This window comes from Paraflavitalea pollutisoli, assembly GCF_029360705.1.
Classification (GTDB): domain Bacteria; phylum Bacteroidota; class Bacteroidia; order Chitinophagales; family Chitinophagaceae; genus Paraflavitalea; species Paraflavitalea pollutisoli.
Map to the genome: position 1 here is coordinate 121,136 of NZ_JARKMX010000004.1, position 18,056 is coordinate 139,191.

The window sequence follows — 18,056 nt, forward strand, 5'->3', positions numbered from 1 at the left end:
AGGCTTGCGCTGTAACCGGAGTTGGGGATCATTCTTCCACCTTCAGCAAACCTTACCCCCCGATCCAATCGGGTATCCGTTTGATCCGAACGTTAATTATCAATTGTCAAACACGCCTACATGTACAAATCACTATTTTCGTTGCTGCTGTTGCAGCTTTTTATGACTACCGTTTTTTCGCAATCAACACCCCGTTTTAAACAGATCGACCAGGCTTTTCTGCAGCCGTCGTCGCCGGTTGTATTGATTGCAGCGCACCGGGGCGCTCACCTGGAAGATCCTGAAAATTCGATGGCTGCTTTCCGTAAAAGCATCGAACTGGGTATCGATATCATCGAGTTGGATGTACGCTGTACCAAAGATGGTGTACTGGTATGTATGCATGATAAGACGGTCAACCGCACCACGAACGGTACTGGTCCGGTAGACAGCTTCACCTTTGCCGAGATCCGTCAGCTGAAGCTCAAACACAATGGTCAATCGACCAATGAACAGATCCCCACGCTGGAAGAAGCGTTGTTGCTGACGAAAGGAAAGATCCTGGTAGACCTCGATATCAAATCAGCCAACTGTATAGAGTCCATCATGGCCACTGTCGAAAAGACGGGAACCGCCAACAATTGTATGTTTTTCCTGGGTGAAGCAGCGCATGTAAAAATGCTGAAAGGCAAGAACCCTGCTTTCAGAGCCCTGCTCAGAACCCATAGTGCCGGTGAGGCCGACTCGGCATTCCAGGTAGCCAAGCCGGAAGCCATTCATATCGACCCTTCCCACAACCAGCCGGCCGTGATCGCCCGCATCAAGCAACAGGGAGCCCGTGTCTGGAACAATGCACTGGGCGATATCGATGCCAAAGTAGTGGCCGGTGATATCGCCGCTTTTGAAGAAGTACTGATGCCAGGGGCCAATATTATTCAGACAGATCAGCCTGCGTTGCTGAAAGCTTATCTCATCAAAACGAAACGTTACTATCCGAATTAGTGCTCGTGGCTATTGAACTGGACGTACAGTTTCTCCTCTTCAATATCCAGCAAGGATAAATATTTACGGATGATCGCCTCGTCTACTTCGGCTTTGTGGTTCAGGTTATGTAGTAGTTGACGTTGTGCTGTGATCAACTCAAGGTATACCGCCCGGAAGTTAGGTATGTATTCTCTCGATTCTTCGAGGTTCATACCTGCACCGGGCGTATTACTGAGTATGCTGATCTCAGTTTCGAGCCTTGTTTCAAGGCTTTTGAGTAAGCCATTTACCCGTACTTCGGCTCCATGCTGTTGTTGCAGGACCTGTAAGGCGGTCTTCGACATTTTGGTACGCACCAGGGCATCCTGCTCTTCCGGCGGTACCTGGTTGTCGCGGTCTTCCACCTTCACCCAGCGTATCACGGCTGGCAAGGTGAGTCCCTGCAACACCAGCGTCACCAGGATGACCGAGAAGGTGATGAACAGGATCATGCTGCGCTCGGGAAAGCGGGCACCATTGTCGAGGTATACCGGAATAGAGAGCGCAGCAGCCAGCGATACCACGCCACGCATACCTGCCCACCCCAGCACCACAGGGCCCCGCCAACCTGGCCGGTTATCGGCCGTTCTGATGTACCGGCTTATCCATACGGTGAATACGGATGCGCCCATGGTACAGGCCAACCGCAGTATGATGACCAGCAAACAGATCACGGCGCTATATCCAATCGCTGTTGGCAGGTTCTCCCTGCCCAGGTCACGCACCACGACGGGTAATTCCAGGCCGATCAGCATGAACACGAGACCATTCAATACGAAGGCAATGGTTTCCCATACATTCCAGCCCTGGATACGGCTGCGGTGATCGAGGAACTGGTGGCTGCGCACTGACAGGAAGAGGCCCCCACTGACGACGGCGAGTACGCCGGAGAATTCAAAATGCTCTGCTGCCAGGTACATGGTATAGGGAGCTATGAAAGACAACACGATATTCATTTGCGTGGTCGTCGGTAACCAGCGATGGATGGCGTAAAACACGAGTGCAATGCCGATACCGATCAAGGTCCCCATGACAATCACCAGCACAAAACTCAGGGCCGCATCCTGAAAAGCGAATTTGCCTGTTTTTACAGCTTCGAGCGCGAAGCGAAAAACGATCAGGCTGGCTGCATCGTTGAGCAGGCTTTCGCCTTCTACGATCGATACCAGTCGTCTCGGCACTTTCACCGACTTCAGGATCGAGGAGGCCGATACCGCATCCGGCGGTGAAATAATGCCGCCCAGCAGGAAACCCAGGGCCAGCGTAAACGTCGGTATCAGCCAGTAGGACACCACGGCCACCACGCCCGACGTGAGGATGACGATCAGAAAAGCAAAGCTCATGATCACCCGTCGCCATCGCCACAGTTCTTTCCAGGAGGTTTTCCAGGCAGCCTCGTACAGCAGGGGAGGAAGAAAGATCACGAAAATAAGATCGGGATCGATCTCGATAGCGGGCAGGCCGGGCACAAAACTGATCACGAGCCCGGCAACGACCAGTAGAATGGGGTAGGAGATCTTGAGCTTTTGTGCCAGCATGACGATAAACAGGATTGCCAGCACGAGTACAATATAGATGATGAAGTCATTGTGCATGCGAACAGCCGCTTTGGTATTTGCGTAAAAATAAACAATGAAACCGGCTGATAGATGAGAATTAAAAAAATGTAACCTTTTTTTTGTTTCCGGGAGGTGGTATCGTGCGCTTCGCACGCAAAATGTTGCAGCGTTTACCGTAAAATTCCTGGGCCTTACTAAGTGGCTGATCCTGTAGCGCTATTTTGCCCAATGCGGGCAGCCTGTTGGGGGCAACCCCGCGATCAGTGTCCCACCTGTACCACTGGCGGAGAACGACTGCCACCTGACCACATCGGGTATACGCAAATTCCGGCTGCGCAGGACATGTTAGTATTTAGTAAGTTTAACTACCAAACCTAACCGCTGCGTCATGAGAAAATTGTTTCTATGGATGCTGCCGGCCATCCTATGCCTGCACAGCTCCGTGCTCTATGCACAACACGATTCGCTCCTCATTGGTCATATCAATACGCTGATCGGCCGGGAGGCCGGCGGACGACTACACGCCGACAGCATACAACGACAAGATGGGCTGTTACAAATCTTTTTCAACCAACACGACCGTTTTGTTCGCGGCTCCATTTCCGAAACGGAAGCAGAATCCCTGACCGAATGGCTATCTCACCTGACTACTGAAACCAATACGCAAAATATTCTCCTGCTGGCCCGCGACCGGCTGTCGGGCCAATGGAAGACACTCGATTATTTTGTAGATCAACCGCCCGTTTCAACATACGTGCCCCTGAAAAACCGCGACCCATTTCCCGCGCAGGCGGGCAAATCCCCCACCGCACAGGCCCGCATCTTTCCGGGTGGAGGCATCCCCGGCGTTGCCGGGGGCCTTTCCGGAAAAACAGTATGGTTGAGTCCCGGCCATGGCTGGCACAATACCGGCAGTGGCTTTACCACGCAACGCGGCACCTCGCTCCAGTTGGTGGAAGATTTCACCACCGCCGAAACGGTCGATTATTACCTGTTGCATTACCTGATGAATGCGGGCGCCAATGTGTGGAGCGTGCGCGAGCGGGATGTGAATCCGGCAGAGATCATTGTCGATAACAACCAGGGAGCACCGGGATATACCGAAACCGGCACCTGGCAGGATGGAACCATCCCCGGGTATAACGGCACCTATCGTATCAGCACAGCTGCTGCGAGTGAAACGGCAGCGGCCCAATTTGCTATCACTGTAACCACCCCTGGTTATTATTGGGTGTCTGTTCGGTTTATGGCCGATGCCAACCGTGCTACGGATGTCAAGTATACCATCTACCATGCTGGTGGATCGGCCACGCATACGGTCAACCAGGAGGTGCACAGTGATACCTGGATCTACCTGGGCCAATATTATTTCCTGGCTGGTGGCGACAACAGGATTGTCATCAGCAATCAATCGTCCGACGTGGGCCAGGGCGTCGTGGCAGATGCCGTGCGGCTCGGTGGCGGAGTGGGAAGCGATCCCGATTGTCTCAATGGTGGCCTGGCCAGTGGTAAACCCCGTTTTGAAGAATCAGCTCGCCAATATGCCCGCTACCAGGGGCATCCGATATGCCGCGAAGATGTAACCGTGCGCCCTATCTATACCGAATGGGAACTATCGAAGGGCGCACCTGGCGAGATCAACCAGGCTATTTATGTAGCCTTTCATACCAATGCGGGTGGCGGTACGGGTACCGAAACCTATCGGTATAACGGACTTGGCAGCGGTCAGCCGGTCATTACGCCTGGCAGTACGCAATTGCGCGACAGCATTCACAAGCAGGTCATAGCCGACCTGCGGGCCGGCTGGCGCAGTACCTGGACCGACCGGGGCGTGAAGGAAGCGAACTTCGGCGAGCTACGCGAACTACATACCATACCCGGTACCTTGATCGAGCTGGGCTTTCACGATCATGCTACCGATGCGGCAGACCTGCGTGCCCCCGAATTCAGGCGTCTGGCAGCCAGGGCTGTTTACAAGGGTATCCTGAAATTCTTTCATTATCGGGATGGTATCCCGCTGAACTATATGCCCGAGCAACCTACCGCCTTACTGGCCAAAAATATCGGTAACAACCAGGTACAACTTTCCTGGACGGCACCGGTCTCTGGTGGCATCTATGGGCATCCTGCTACCAGTTATCGTGTTTACACCAGTGAAAATGGCCGCGGTTTCGATAATCCCACGGAAGTATTGACCACCGATTTCTCTTTTACCGGTACGGCCGGGCAAACCTATTTCTTCAAGGTGTCGGCCGTCAATGCCGGCGGCGAATCATTTGCATCCGGAGTCGTAGCCGCGCGTATTCCAATGGCGGGCGAATCGGTCAAATACCTGATCGTTGACGGCTTCGACCGGCTTGATGCGTCGGCTATGTTGTTGAAAAATGAAGGGGCCGTGCTGGGCAATGTACGTCGCATGGTGCTGGATAAAATGAATAACTACAACTACATGGTGGAGCATGGCAGTGGGTTGGCAAACTGTCAACTGGCATTCGACGGGGTGCAGAATGAAGGTCTTGGTGGAGTGATTCTCGCTAATTATTATGCCGTCGATTGGTTTGTCGGCGAAGAAAGTACGGCCGACAGGACGCTGGATGCACCCGAGAAACAATTGATTAAAGCATATCTCGATGGCGGCGGCCGCTTGCTGATGTCTGGTGCCGAGCTTGGTTGGGACCTGGGCAGGGCGGCTTCTGCCAATGTCGACCTCGACTTTTTCAACAATTACCTGAAAGCGCAATATGTGAGCGATGGGGCAGGTACATACAATTTTACCGGCACCAGCACGCTGCTGAATGGCGTAACGGGAACTTTTGGCAATGGGGTGAATGGTTATTACAATGTCGATTTTCCCGATGTCGTGGGTGCCCAGGGTGGCGCGCAGGTGGTGCTCAATTATACTGGTGGCACCGGTGGTGGGGCAGGCGTGGGGTACCGGGGAGCTTTTAATGTATTGTATTTTGGGTTTCCGTTGGAAGCCATCACCGATCCGGCCGTCCGTGACAACCTGTTTTGTGCATCGGCCAATTACCTGGCTGGAAGTGCCCTGCTGCCCGTCCGGGACTTTTCCCTGACTGGTAGCGCAGATGGGACCTTCAACCGGCTGACCTGGGTGACCCGTGCCGAAGAAATGACTGCCCACTATCAACTGGAACGGAGTACAGACGGTAGTCATTTTGAACCCATCGGCAACGTGGTGTCCGCAAAAGGCAATTCCCTTTCCGGCTATTCTTATGGGCAACAAGACCCCTCCGCTTATCCGCTCACCTGGTACCGGGTGAAGGCCACCGACCGGGATGGTCACCTGGCCTATTCCAATATCGTAGCCATCAGGAATACGGGAGTCCGTAGATTGTACGTGCTGGAAAATCCGGCGCACTCCGTGATCCGGTTGCGTGTTGGTCAGGCCGGCAATTACCAGGTGATGCTGGCCAATGCACAAGGACAAGTTCTTTATCAGGATAGCTTTAAGGCTGCAGGGGCCAGTGAACGGGCCATTCCGGTCGACCGCCTGCCCCCTGGAGCCTATTGGTTGTCGGTCCGGGAATCAGGTGCACAGCAGCAAAGCTTCCGGGTGGTGGTCCGCTAACTCCTTTTTTTTTATAAAAAGCGCTATTGGCTGTAACATATCTTTTAGTAGTGCGTCCCTACTTATTGATAATGCTATAAAAACAGCCCAACCAGCGCTTATGATCAAGAATTTCTTCAAAATTGCCTGGCGCAACATGCTGCGCAGCAAAGGTTTCTCGGCCATCAATATAGCCGGACTAGTCGTAGGTATGGCCAGCGCCATCCTCATTTTATTGTGGATCCAGAATGAAGTGAGTTATGACCAGTTTCATGAAAAGAAGGATCGAATCTACGAAGCCTGGAACAAGGCTGAATTCAGCGGAGAGCTCAACTGCTGGAATACCACCCCCAAGGTGCTGGCCCGTGCGCTTGAACGCGACCTGCCCGAAGTAGAGGCTGCTGCCCGGGTAGACTGGGGAACCAATTACCTCTTCACCGTGGGCGAAAAAAAGCTGACCGTGCGGGGCACCATTGTCGACTCCAACTTCTTCCAGGTGTTTACCTTTCCGCTCCTCAAGGGTAACGCGTCTATCGCCTTGAAAGAGATGCGCTCTATCGTGCTGACGGAATCGTTGGCCAAACGGTTGTTTGGTAACGAAGAGCCCATGAGTAAGCTCATCCGGATCGATAACCAGGAGAACTTTACGGTAACTGGTATCATTAAAGACATGCCCAACAACACCCGGTTCAGCCGGTTCGAATACTTCGTGCCCTGGTCGTACAAGAGATTCAAGGGCGACGACGATGAGAACTGGGGCAACAACAGTACCCGCACGTACGTATTGCTCAAGCCCAATGCTACCCTGGCTTCCGCAGCGCCCAAGGTCAAGGTGATGAAACAACGGTATGACAAGGACGAGCCCAAATGGGAAATGTTTTTATACCCCCTCGACCGGTGGAGGATGTATTCCAGTTTCACCAATGGGGTGGAAGACAGTGGTGGACGCATCACTTTTGTACGGCTTTTCGGCATTGTGGCCGCTTTCATCCTGCTCATTGCCTGTATAAATTTCATGAACCTGAGTACCGCGCGTAGTGAGAAGCGGGCAAAGGAAGTGGGCATTCGCAAAGTGGTGGGTGCGCAGAAGTTATCACTGATCGGGCAGTTCATTGGAGAGTCGATCTTGCTGGCCTTCATTGCCGGTTTGATTGCTATCATCGTTGTACAATGTAGCCTCGGTGGTTTCAACCGGCTTACCGATAAACAACTATATGTTCCATACGGTAATCCTGTCTTTTGGCTCACCGGTCTGGGATTCGTATTATTGACAGGCTTGCTGGCCGGTAGTTATCCCGCCTTTTTTCTTTCCTCTTTTCAACCCGTCAAAGTATTGAAAGGGACCTTCAAAAAAGCGCAGGCGCTGGTGGCTCCCCGTAAAGTACTCGTCGTGCTGCAATTCACTTTTGCTATCATACTGATCATCTGTACGATCATCGTCAAACAACAGATCGACTATGCACAGAACAGGCAGACAGGTTACAACAAGAATAACCTGGTGTACCACATCTTTACCGGCGATATTGAAAAGAACTTCGAACTGATCAAACACGATTTGCTGTCGAGTGGCATCGCGACCTCCATTACCAAGACCAGCGCGCCCATTACCGAAAGCTGGAGCGATGGCTGGGGGCAGGAGTGGGAAGGCAAAGATCCCAATGATAAAACCGATTTCTACCGGTACAATGCCGATCAGGGCCTCGGCAAAACGGCGGGACTGCAATTCGTGAAGGGGCGTGACTTCGATCTCTCGAAGTTCCCGACCGATTCTACGGGTATGATCATCAACGAATCGGCCCTCAAGGTCATGAAGTTTAAAGATCCCCTTGGAAAGATCGTAAAGGACAACGGTCGGGACTGGCATATCGTGGGGGTGATCAAAGACTTTATCCTCACCAATCCCTACGAGCCTACCAGGCCCATGCTCATCGCAGGTGGCAAAGCCTGGTTCAATGTGATCATGATGAAGCTGAATGCCGACAACAGCACCAGCGTCAACATAAAGGGTGCTACAGAGGTTTTCCGTAAGTACAATTCCGAGTATCCGTTCGAATATAGATTTGTGGATGAAGAGTATGCCCGCAAGTTTGAAGATGAAAAGCGCACAGGTACGCTTGCTGGTCTGTTTGCCGGCCTCACCATCTTCATCTCCTGCCTGGGCCTGTTTGGGCTGGCTATCTATATGGCCGAAAGCCGGGTGAAAGAGATCGGTGTACGCAAGGTGCTGGGCGCTTCCGTTACCGGCCTGGCGACGCTGTTATCCAAAGATTTCCTGACGCTGGTGATGATCGCCTTCCTGCTGGCAACGCCGGTGGCGTGGTGGGCGATGCATTCCTGGTTGAAGGACTATACCTACCGCGTGTCGATCCAATGGTGGGTATTTGCCGCTGCCGGACTATTGTCTTTGACCATTGCCCTGGTGACGGTCAGCTACCAGGCCATCAAAGCGGCGCTGAGCAATCCGGTCAAAAGTCTGCGCACCGAATAGGGGTGTAGCAATTTTACCTCACCTACACCATCGTACTGAAAAATAGAAGACCCCGGGAGCAACCCCGGGGTCTTTTTTATTACGTATTACAATAAAAGCGACGGTTTAATCATTTTAGTAATGTCGATAGATTTTCAATCAGTCCACCCGGTTGTTGTTGGTACTGAAGCGGAGAGAAGCCGGCAAATTCTTTGAAGGTGCGGATGAAATGTGATTGATCGGCATACTCATGATCAAAGGCAATATCGGAGAGTTTCGAAAAATCGTTTGCTCTTAATTGTTGCAGGGATGATTGAAACCGGCATATCCTGGAAAATAATTTAGGACTAATCCCAATATATTCTTTGAATTTCCGTTCAAAGGTTCTTTCGGATAGTTGTAACTCGATCTGTAACCCTTTCAAAGCTACGTTCCCTTTAGACCCTGCAATGGCGGAAACAGCATATTGTATCATGTTGTCACGGCGTTCATGGTTCTTGTCAGCCTGAACCTTTATCCACGAAGCAAGCAAACCTATCCGATCGGTCGAAGACCGACAATTTACCAATTGTTCCGGCAGTGAATGATGTTCGCGTACTGCCAGTTCACTTGCATCCATGCAGGTGTCTGCCAACAGTCCGGCATTGAGGCCAAAGACAGTTTTAAGCGCATTGGGGCGTAGAAATATGCCGGTAATGTGCAGGTCGCCTGTTGCGTGTAAACGGGCATGTGTAGTGGCTGGGCCATACAGGAAAAGATCATGCAACGGCTGATCGTTCTGGTACAGGGAACCATTATCGACCTGTTGAAAGATAAGACCCGGCATACCTTCGGCAAAAGTGCGTAAAGAACATGACGATTGGCTGTCGGCCGGTAGTTCCAGTGTCCAGATGGCATGGATATACTCTTGCAGGTGCGCTGGTGGTGGAAAATGCTGATATTTCATGGCTGAGGACTGTGTGAATGCTTGCCCTGAAATTACAAAAAATAAGAACATATTCTCTATAACCTGGTTCGTTACCCCCTAAATCTGATATCATGGATACCCTGGTCGCAATCTTTGCTAACTCGCTTGTGTGTAGTCTTTTATTGTCTCAATCGATTCGTATGCTGCGGAAACGGAAAGCCCGTTACCTTTCTACCGGACTGCTGCTGTTGATGTTACCAGCTACTTTGTGCTGGACTGTTTTTGGTTGGATGGAAAGTAAACAGATCATGTTCGCCTTTGGAATGGCCACGTTTTTGCTCAACATTGGTACCCTGATGCTGTACATTTCAACCAAGCATTTCCGCATCATGCCGAAATAGGCCAGCCAGGACTAACTGCTTTTCAGAACGAAAGAATGGTGATTTGGCGGAAAATCGCTAAATTTCATAAACTTTCGTTCTGAAAAGATTTGCTGCCATAGCACTGCTTTGCCTGCACTTTGCCCATCTTGCAGGGTATCATTTCTTCTTCGAATACTGTATCGCCCGGACTGATCAACAACTGTTACAACAGGTCGACCAGGGAAATTACCTCGAATCGGATCTCCTCGAGATCAGACTGCCATTGCATCTACCTTATACGGCCAACTGGGACCAATACGAACGGGTAGAAGGCGAAATCGTCGTCAATGGCGTTTATTATACTTACGTAAAACGTAAGATCTCCAACAATACCCTCTACCTGCTTTGTTTGCCCAACAACGACAAAACACACTACAACAACCTCAGGCACCAGCTTGCCGGACGGGCCAACGGACAAACTACCCCCGACGGACAGCCTGCCAATACCGTTAAGAAAGGGGTATCCATGCCCGAATTGCAGCAGCCCGTCAATAACTATCAGCTGGCTTCCTGTCCGGAGACACTGGTCTCTTATGCCATGCGTTGTCTGCTGCGCGTAGACGGCCCTTCTTTACCACAAGCCGACAAACCTCCCCGGTGGGTGATGATCGATCCTGTACTTGCCTGAACAGCTGTTTGGGCCATCCCTGCACGTTTAACCGGCAGGGGCCATAGATCATCATCAAACCTTTACTATGTATTCACTAACCAAGACCATTGTCATGGGCGCCTGCGTGCTCATGTGCATCCCTGCTTGTAAAGAAAGCGCCGACCACGGTATGGTGTCGCTCATCGCGGCTGTAGACCGGCAGTCGTACAACAACAACAATCCTTTTTGTCCCGAAGCCCGATTGCCCTATTTCGATTCCCTGCTGCGCGCCGCCTCCAATGAATCTGATTCCAATTTTATTCAGTATTCCCTGGCCAGAACCTTACTCGAAGTGGGCGACGAAGAGAAGGCCATGCAGATCAGCGAGGCCCTGGTACTTCGTATTCCCCGGTATGAACTGACGCATCGCCAGGCAGTGCTGAAGAACCTGGCCATAGCCTGTTTACGGATGGGAGAGCGCACGAACTGCGTTAAAAGCCACTCCGGCGAATCCTGTGTTTTTCCCATCGCCGGCAGGGGTATTCATGCCGATAAAGCCGGTTCGCGGCGGGCTATTGCTATTTACGAACAATTGTTGTCGGAAGATCCCACCGATCTTGAATCGAGGTGGCTGCTGAACCTGGCGTATATGACGATCGGTGAATATCCGCGTGGCGTGCCTTCGCCACAACTGATCCGTGGACTCGATACCGATACGGCATCCGATGTAAAGCCATTTATGGATGTGGCAGGTGCGGTAGGGCTCAACGTAAACAATATGGCTGGTGGCAGCATCATCGATGATTTTGACAATGATGGTTACCTCGACATTGTCAGCAGTTGCTGGGGACTGAACCAGCAGATGCATTACTGCCGCAACAACAGCAATGGATCATTCAGTGATGTAACAGCTACCTCCGGTTTACAGCGGTTTACCGGCGGGTTGAACCTGGTTCAGGCCGATTACAACAACGATGGCTATAAAGATATCTTCGTATTGCGGGGTGCGTGGAAAGGGAAGTTTGGCAAAGAACCCAATTCACTGTTGCGCAACAATGGCGATGGTACCTTTACCGACGTAACCAGGGAAAGTGGATTGCTCTCTTTTCATCCTACACAAACCGCCACCTGGGCCGATTTCAACCAGGATGGCTGGCTTGATCTTTTTATCGGCAACGAAACCAGCGAAGGCGATGAGCAACATCCCTGTGAGCTGTATATCAACGATGGTAACGGACATTTTACCGAGCAGGCTGCTGCCGCCAATTGCTCCGTTATAGCCTTTGTAAAGGGTGTCACTTCCGGCGACTATGATAAAGATGGATGGCCGGATATATTCGTCTCCTCACTGAATGGTCGTAAGATATTGCTGAAGAATACCACCGGCCGGGATGGTCGCGTGAAGTTCAGCGATGTCAGTGAAAAAGCAGGCCTCACGCAAAACCTGACACGCACTTTCCCCACCTGGTTTTTCGATTACGATAATGATGGCTGGCTCGATATCCTGGTATCCGGATACGAATTCGAACAGTCGCTGGCTTTCTATGCGGCGCTGGAAGGACTTGGCCGCGATCCAGGGCCATCGGGTAAACTATTCCTCTTCAGGAATAAACGGGACGGCAGTTTTGAAGAGGTGTCTCAACAAGCAGGCCTGCACCGGCTGGTCTTTGCCATGGGATCCAATTTCGGCGATATCGACAATGATGGTTATCTTGATATGTACTTTGGTACGGGCAATCCGCTTTACCAATCTCTCGTACCCAATAAGTTGTTCCGGAATATACAGGGGCATTCGTTCCAGGATATTACTACGGCCGCCCGGGTAGGTAACCTGCAAAAAGGGCATGGCGTATCTTTCGCAGACCTCGATAACGACGGTGACCAGGATATTTATATTGAAATGGGAGGGGCCTTTGCCGGAGATGCTTACCAGAATTCCCTGTACCTGAATCCCGGGCAAAATGCCAATCGATGGATCGATATCACCCTGGAAGGAACTACTACCAACCGGTCGGCGATAGGCGCCGGTATAAAAGTCAGTTTCCGGGAAAATGGCATCCTGAGATCGGTGTACCGGGAGGTCAACAGTGGTGGCAGCTTTGGTGCCAATCCTTTACGCCAGCATATTGGTATTGGTCAGGCCACGCAGGTAGAAAAGGTGGAGATCAACTGGCCTGCCAGCCATACCGTACAGGTATTTGATAAAATAGAAGCAGGCGCCCATGTAATCGTGCAAGAAGGAAATGCTACGCTCACCAGGCGTACGTTGCGCAAAGCAGACTTTGCGATCGCTGCCGATAAACTGCTTGGCTGCTCGCCGGCATCGGCCCAACACTGATCAACTATTAACCATTGCATACGTCACATGAAAACAACGCTGCTTGTCATCGGCCTGCTCGTCGGCCTCGCTGCTGAAATACTCCGTGTTTATTTTATCATGCCCTTCCCGGGCAGCCAGCAAAGCAATACCATCGACATTGCTTACTGGCTGCACCAAAACATTTACTGGATCAGGATCGTGTGTCTGGGAATGATCGCCTGGCCGGTCCTGCAGGTACTCCGGAAATCGGCACTTTGGAAAAAGATTGCCCTGGTGATCGCCCTCGTGTTGTATGGCACAGTAGCTTATCTGTTCACCTTTCGCTTTATGGCCGATAAAATGTTCATCATGCCCAAAGTGAACCGGTTTCTCCATGCTGACCTCAACAAGGTGCCGGGCGACAAACTGGTGATCGGGGTAGTGGCAGGTGGCATGGCCAAAGCGTACCCGGTGCAATTCATCGGCTATCATCACCAGGTGCAGGATGAAGTAGGCGGGGTACCCGTATTGGTGACCTATTGTACGGTGTGCAGAACCGGGCGGGTATACATTCCGATCGTCGATGGGCGGTACGAAGAGTTCAGGTTGGTGGGCATGGATCATTTCAATGCGATGTTTGAAGATTCTACCACCAAAAGCTGGTGGCGTCAGGTGAGTGGTGAAGCGATCATTGGGCCGCGCAAAGGGAAGCAATTGCGTGAAGTGCCTTCGCAGCAAACGACTTTGTCGGCCTGGTTGCAGTTGCACCCCGACTCCTGGATACTGGAACCAGACGCACAGTATAACAAGCAATATGAACACCTGGCCGGCTTCGACAAGGGCACAATCGAGAGTGGCCTGGAGAAACGTGATTCGGGCTCCTGGAAAATGAAGTCCTGGGTAGTGGGGATTACGCAGGGGACGGCGGCCAAAGCGTATGACTGGAATGAACTGGTGGCCAAAAGAATGATCCAGGATACGATTGCCGGTAAGCCTGTCTTACTGACGCTGCAGCGGGATACCGCTAGCTACCATACGCTTCTTCCTGTACTCGGGGATACGACCCTTCAATTCAGTATACGACCGGGGCAGGATTCACTCGTCGATCATGGTACAGGCTCGGTCTGGGACCTGGCGGGCAACTGTACCGATGGCATCTACAAAGGAAGACAGTTGAGATGGGTGCAGTCTTACCAGGAGTTCTGGCACAGCTGGCGGACCTTTCATCCGTCCACCACCCGCTATCCCTGATGCCGGGTGTTACACCAATCCGCGACGAATGGCTTCTTTAACGAGTGCTGCCGTATTGCGGGCATTCAGTTTCTTGGCAATATTGAACCGGTGGTTTTCTGCCGTACGCAGGCTGATGAATAATTTGTCGGCAATCTCCTGGCTACTGAGTTCCTGACCGATCAGCGTCAGGATCTCCTTTTCCCTTTTGGTGAGGGGAATGTCGTTGTGGCTCATCCGCTGGCCGGTAATGGCCTCATGTACCAGGTTCTTTTGAATTTGTTCATCTACGAAGCGGCCGCCGTCGTAAACGGTCTGCAGGGCTTTCTGCAGGGTGGGGAGGTCTGTATTCTTCAATAGATAGCCCGATGCACCATTGCGCAATATCTGTCGTACGTAGTTGGCGTCATCATGGCTGGTGAGGGCTACCACCTGCATATCGGGATACAGTTTTTTCACCCGGCGGCAAAGCTCGGTGCCGGGCACATCGGGTAGTTGTATATCGAGCAGCAATACATCGGGCTGCCGTTGCTCCAGGGCTGTAAGGAGGGAGGCGCCATCGATGGCTGCAAAGATCATCTCTACATCGGGCAATTGCTTCACCATCGATTTCAGTCCGTTGATGACCAGCAGGTGATCGTCACAAAGGGCAATACTTATGGGCATAACGTACTAAATTTTATAATGCAGGTGGGCGGCGGGAAAAGTGATGGTGACAGAAGTGCCTTCTCCGGTATTACTGTCCCAGTTGATCACACCACCCAGGCTGGTTACATGTTGCTGCAGGTTGTCGAGCCCCGATCCGGGACTCAGTTGTTCTTTCTGAAAACCGATACCATCATCTTCGATGGTCAGCACGATATCATCATCGAGACACAGTTGCACCAGTACTTCGGTGGCTTTGGCATGACGGATGGCATTGTGCAGTAACTCCTGGGCAATGCGATAAGTAGCCAGTTCAAAACCACGCTCGAAACGTACCGGATCACCCGACCGGTAGTAGTTGATCCGGGCTGTGCTGCAGGGCGACAGGTTCTGGCAGTAACGGTTGAGGGCTTCATCCAGGCCATAGTTCTGCAATACCTCGGGCATCAGACTATGCGCCGTTTTGCGTACCTCGTTCGATACTTCATCCAATAGCTGCAGGGCCTGCTGGAAATCGGCCGATTCGCGAAAAGGGTATTGCGCCTGTACGGCACTCAGGTGCATCTTGACGGCTGCGAGTGTGCCGCAAACCCCATCATGCAGATTGCGGGCTATACGGCTTCTTTCCTTTTCTTCTGCGTTCATGATCAATAAGGCCTTTTGCAGGTCATTGCTACTCCAGGGAGAGAATTGCAGACCGGCATTGGCACTTGCTTCCAGTGCTTTCAGCAAAGTAGGATCATAGAACACATGGGGTTTGGTGCAGGGCTCGCGGTCATAGACCAATTGGTTGCGGACCTGGCCGCCTTTCACCCGCGTTTCCAGGATACCGGCATAATGCGTTTCTTCTTCGGCGGTAAGGGGCCAGCTGAAATGAACCTCCAGCGGGTTGATCTTGCTTTGTGTGCCGTGCTGGATGCCATGCCGGGTAAAGGCGATGGCGAGCTCTACTAAATGGCGGTTGGCAAAAGTGGCCTCTTCGGTCGGATTGCAGGGCGTGAGGAAGATGGATACCTGGTCAGCTGTTTCCTCCAGTTCATAATTAAAGATGGTGTGCAGCAGCGGCAGGTATTTCGTAATGCGCTGGGTTCCCTCGATGGTATTGCGGCTGTAGCGATACAACTGCCCTACGATACCCAGGGCGTCCAGGTTCGAATGGTTGCCGATGTGCAGCCCGAGGTAGGGATCGCCGGTCAGTTTACAGGCTGCCTGGAAAAACTGGCTGAATTCCCCCATGGTAATAAAATGACGAGGCAGTTCCGGTATATCGGTACGCAAACCGGCTTCACGGAGAATCTGTTCAGCCGTAAGGCCCAGTTTGTCCGTATAGATGAGCACCACCTTAAGTCCCTCGGCCGACACCACAAAATTGTTCAGGCTCATAGATTGTCAGAAATAACGGGTGAAGCGCAAATGTAAAATGATCCGATTAAAGTATACTTTTTTTACCAGCACTTGTCATTGGAAATGAGTACTACTACGCAGAAAAAGGGGGGGTACTGGGTTGTACTTATTGAATTGTGGTTGTTTTCGGGTAGTGTCGGCGTTATAATATGGCAGTCAATCAGCTATAGTTTAAAAAGAATAAATTGGTCAGTATACCTCAGCGAGTTAACGATTCCACTTCATATTTTGATAACAGCCCAAAACAATTAATTCGACAAATAACCCAATACATTTGTGGGTACCGGTTATGAACCTACAGTTACCTATCCATGATGAAAAAGAAGCAGCTTTCAATAAGCTGTACCATGCCTACTGGGATTTCCTGTTCCGGTTGGCCTGTAAAAAAACGGGATCCGTAGACGATGCCTATGATCTTGTGCATGATCTGTTTACGGATATCTGGCGCAAATTCGAAAAGCTGCCAGGTGACGATACGATAAGGTCTTACCTCGTGGCGGCCCTGTATCATAAAGTCTTCAATTACTTCCGCTCCAGGGGGCTACAGGAAAAGCATTACAAAAGCTTTGAGCTTTTCCTGACCAGGCAATCTTCCTCGCACGACTTACAGGGCACAACAGAAGACCGCGAACGCTGGGAGCGTATCGATGATGCATTCTCTGCGGCTGTCGGCGAGATGCCGGTAAAGATGCGTGATATATTTATCAGGAATGTATACCAGGCACAATCCATCGACCAGATCGCGGGCGAACTGACCCTTTCGAGACAGACTGTCAAGAATCAGTTGCAGCTGGCTTCTAAACGTTTAAAGGTGGCCTGCAGACGTGTTTACGGTATCTTCCTGTCGCTCCTTTGGTAGCGTGGACGTCCTTAACGTTTTGGTAATATAGAACGTATGGTACTTTTTGCGCGTCGTGTTACTACTACTACATGCAACCCTCCAGGCAATCACTTGAATCATTTCTGCAACGGCTTAAAGATGGCGCATCCACCCCCGAAGAGATCGATCTGTTCAGGGATTGGATAGCGTCGGCAGATCTGTCGGCTGAGACCGAGTCGTTGACACTGGAACAGCTGGAGGTCTACAAGCTGCGTATGCACCAGCAGTTGATGGACACGATCAAGGCCACTCCGGCACCGCGCATAGGCCGCCGGTCGATGTGGCGGATCTATGCTGCTGCTGCCGCGATCGTGATCACGGTGAGTGCGGGTATTTTGTTCTTGTACCTGAAAGCCAGAACGACGGGGCAGGGTGCAAAAGATCAACTGGCTTTTTCTGTGATCCGCAACGACCGCAATGTGGTTCGTAAGGTGACCATGCCGGATGGTACTATTGTATGGCTCAATCGAAATTCGCAACTGGAATTTGAGCCGCATCAATATAACCAGGAACAACGTTTCGTTCGATTGTCGGGCGAAGGTTATTTCGAAGTGACCAAAGACCCCCTCAAGCCCTTTATCGTAGCTACCGGAAATATTCATACCCGGGTATTGGGCACTGCATTCAATATAGAAGCTTATCAAGAGGAATCGGAGATCAGGATCTCCCTGGTACACGGTAGCGTATCGCTCGAAGATAAAGCCAGGTCGGTCACTGCTATGCTGGCGCCCAACCAAACGATACGCTATTCCCTGCAAACAAAGGACTGGCAGTTGATGCCCATGGCCGTCAATAATATCAGTGCATGGACCTCCGGTGCGCTCGTATTCAACGAGGTGCCACTCGGAGAAGCCATCGAAAGGATCGGGAGCCGCTATCACCTGCAGTTGCAATACAATAAAGAACTATTACACAATAAACGGATCACAGCCGTTCTCTCCGTTCACGATTGGCAGGAAGCCCTGCGCAACGTGCTGTTCGTACATGGACTGCAATTTCATGACAAGAACGGTGTCGTGAGCATACTGGCCGATTGATGGTACCCTAAACAGTTTTCCCGGATATACAATATATAAAAACGCAA

At 51.5% G+C, this 18,056-nt stretch carries 13 protein-coding genes; 9 read left to right on the forward strand and 4 right to left on the reverse strand.

Annotated features, from left to right (window positions below):
- Positions 1-120 precede the first annotated feature (120 nt).
- A complete protein-coding gene (locus P2W70_RS10405) occupies positions 121-981 on the forward strand; it encodes a glycerophosphodiester phosphodiesterase family protein (protein ID WP_276481387.1) in 861 nt (286 codons plus the stop codon).
- Here the strand turns inward: P2W70_RS10405 and P2W70_RS10410 are convergent.
- Entirely contained in the window at positions 978-2,597 is a 1,620-nt protein-coding gene (locus tag P2W70_RS10410; protein WP_276481388.1) for a Na+/H+ antiporter, read from the reverse strand. The two genes, P2W70_RS10405 and P2W70_RS10410, sit on opposite strands and share 4 nt — an antisense overlap.
- Positions 2,598-2,949: 352 nt before the next feature.
- Between P2W70_RS10410 and P2W70_RS10415 the strand changes: the two genes are divergently transcribed.
- Together P2W70_RS10415 and P2W70_RS10420 are read left to right on the forward strand one after the other, a co-directional pair.
- On the forward strand, positions 2,950-6,150 hold the full coding sequence (locus P2W70_RS10415) for a golvesin C-terminal-like domain-containing protein (RefSeq protein ID WP_276481389.1): 3,201 nt from the start codon (positions 2,950-2,952) through the stop codon (positions 6,148-6,150).
- 100 nt (positions 6,151-6,250) lie between these two features.
- The gene (locus tag P2W70_RS10420) at positions 6,251-8,617 is read left to right on the forward strand and encodes an ABC transporter permease (protein ID WP_276481390.1); all 2,367 of its coding nucleotides are present in this window, start codon (positions 6,251-6,253) and stop codon (positions 8,615-8,617) included.
- Between the two features lie 109 nt (positions 8,618-8,726).
- Here the strand turns inward: P2W70_RS10420 and P2W70_RS10425 are convergent, their stop codons facing one another.
- Positions 8,727-9,593 (reverse strand): helix-turn-helix transcriptional regulator, encoded by an 867-nt coding sequence (locus P2W70_RS10425; RefSeq protein ID WP_276481391.1) that lies wholly within the window; start codon positions 9,591-9,593, stop codon positions 8,727-8,729.
- A 41-nt stretch (positions 9,594-9,634) separates the two neighbouring features.
- On the opposite strand from P2W70_RS10425, the gene P2W70_RS10430 reads away from it, so the two are divergent.
- The 4 genes from P2W70_RS10430 to P2W70_RS10445 all read left to right on the forward strand — a co-directional run bounded on the left by P2W70_RS10430 (position 9,635) and on the right by P2W70_RS10445 (position 14,064).
- Positions 9,635-9,904 (forward strand): hypothetical protein, encoded by a 270-nt coding sequence (locus P2W70_RS10430; RefSeq protein ID WP_276481392.1) that lies wholly within the window; start codon positions 9,635-9,637, stop codon positions 9,902-9,904.
- 244 nt (positions 9,905-10,148) lie between these two features.
- Positions 10,149-10,553, forward strand: a complete 405-nt coding sequence (locus P2W70_RS10435) for a hypothetical protein (RefSeq protein WP_276481393.1) — start codon at positions 10,149-10,151, stop codon at positions 10,551-10,553.
- Positions 10,554-10,620: 67 nt separating this feature from the next.
- Positions 10,621-12,852 carry a CRTAC1 family protein gene (locus P2W70_RS10440; RefSeq protein ID WP_276481394.1) on the forward strand — a complete coding sequence of 744 codons (2,232 nt, stop codon included), beginning with the start codon at positions 10,621-10,623 and terminating at the stop codon, positions 12,850-12,852.
- Between the two features lie 27 nt (positions 12,853-12,879).
- Positions 12,880-14,064 carry a DUF3179 domain-containing (seleno)protein gene (locus tag P2W70_RS10445; protein ID WP_276481395.1) on the forward strand — a complete coding sequence of 395 codons (1,185 nt, stop codon included), beginning with the start codon at positions 12,880-12,882 and terminating at the stop codon, positions 14,062-14,064.
- A 9-nt stretch (positions 14,065-14,073) separates the two neighbouring features.
- On the opposite strand, the gene P2W70_RS10450 is transcribed toward P2W70_RS10445, so the two are convergent.
- The gene (locus P2W70_RS10450) at positions 14,074-14,709 is read right to left on the reverse strand and encodes a response regulator (RefSeq protein ID WP_276481396.1); all 636 of its coding nucleotides are present in this window, start codon (positions 14,707-14,709) and stop codon (positions 14,074-14,076) included.
- 6 nt (positions 14,710-14,715) lie between these two features.
- Positions 14,716-16,071, reverse strand: a complete 1,356-nt coding sequence (locus P2W70_RS10455; RefSeq protein WP_276481397.1) for an AraC family transcriptional regulator ligand-binding domain-containing protein — start codon at positions 16,069-16,071, stop codon at positions 14,716-14,718.
- Positions 16,072-16,381: 310 nt separating this feature from the next.
- Here P2W70_RS10455 and P2W70_RS10460 point away from each other — a divergent pair, with 310 nt between their 5' ends.
- Both P2W70_RS10460 and P2W70_RS10465 read left to right on the forward strand, forming a co-directional pair.
- On the forward strand, positions 16,382-16,951 hold the full coding sequence (locus P2W70_RS10460) for a sigma-70 family RNA polymerase sigma factor (RefSeq protein ID WP_276481398.1): 570 nt from the start codon (positions 16,382-16,384) through the stop codon (positions 16,949-16,951).
- Positions 16,952-17,022: 71 nt separating this feature from the next.
- Entirely contained in the window at positions 17,023-18,009 is a 987-nt protein-coding gene (locus P2W70_RS10465; protein WP_276481399.1) for a FecR family protein, read from the forward strand.
- Positions 18,010-18,056 lie beyond the last annotated feature (47 nt).

Coding starts and splice junctions, on each gene's coding strand:
- P2W70_RS10405 (WP_276481387.1), top strand. CDS start 121: ATGTACAAATCACTATTTTCGTTGCTGCTGTTGCAGCTTTTTATGACT.
- P2W70_RS10410 (WP_276481388.1), bottom strand. CDS start 2,597: ATGCACAATGACTTCATCATCTATATTGTACTCGTGCTGGCAATCCTG.
- P2W70_RS10415 (WP_276481389.1), top strand. CDS start 2,950: ATGAGAAAATTGTTTCTATGGATGCTGCCGGCCATCCTATGCCTGCAC.
- P2W70_RS10420 (WP_276481390.1), top strand. CDS start 6,251: ATGATCAAGAATTTCTTCAAAATTGCCTGGCGCAACATGCTGCGCAGC.
- P2W70_RS10425 (WP_276481391.1), bottom strand. CDS start 9,593: ATGTTCTTATTTTTTGTAATTTCAGGGCAAGCATTCACACAGTCCTCA.
- P2W70_RS10430 (WP_276481392.1), top strand. CDS start 9,635: ATGGATACCCTGGTCGCAATCTTTGCTAACTCGCTTGTGTGTAGTCTT.
- P2W70_RS10440 (WP_276481394.1), top strand. CDS start 10,621: ATGTATTCACTAACCAAGACCATTGTCATGGGCGCCTGCGTGCTCATG.
- P2W70_RS10445 (WP_276481395.1), top strand. CDS start 12,880: ATGAAAACAACGCTGCTTGTCATCGGCCTGCTCGTCGGCCTCGCTGCT.
- P2W70_RS10450 (WP_276481396.1), bottom strand. CDS start 14,709: ATGCCCATAAGTATTGCCCTTTGTGACGATCACCTGCTGGTCATCAAC.
- P2W70_RS10455 (WP_276481397.1), bottom strand. CDS start 16,071: ATGAGCCTGAACAATTTTGTGGTGTCGGCCGAGGGACTTAAGGTGGTG.
- P2W70_RS10460 (WP_276481398.1), top strand. CDS start 16,382: ATGAACCTACAGTTACCTATCCATGATGAAAAAGAAGCAGCTTTCAAT.
- P2W70_RS10465 (WP_276481399.1), top strand. CDS start 17,023: ATGCAACCCTCCAGGCAATCACTTGAATCATTTCTGCAACGGCTTAAA.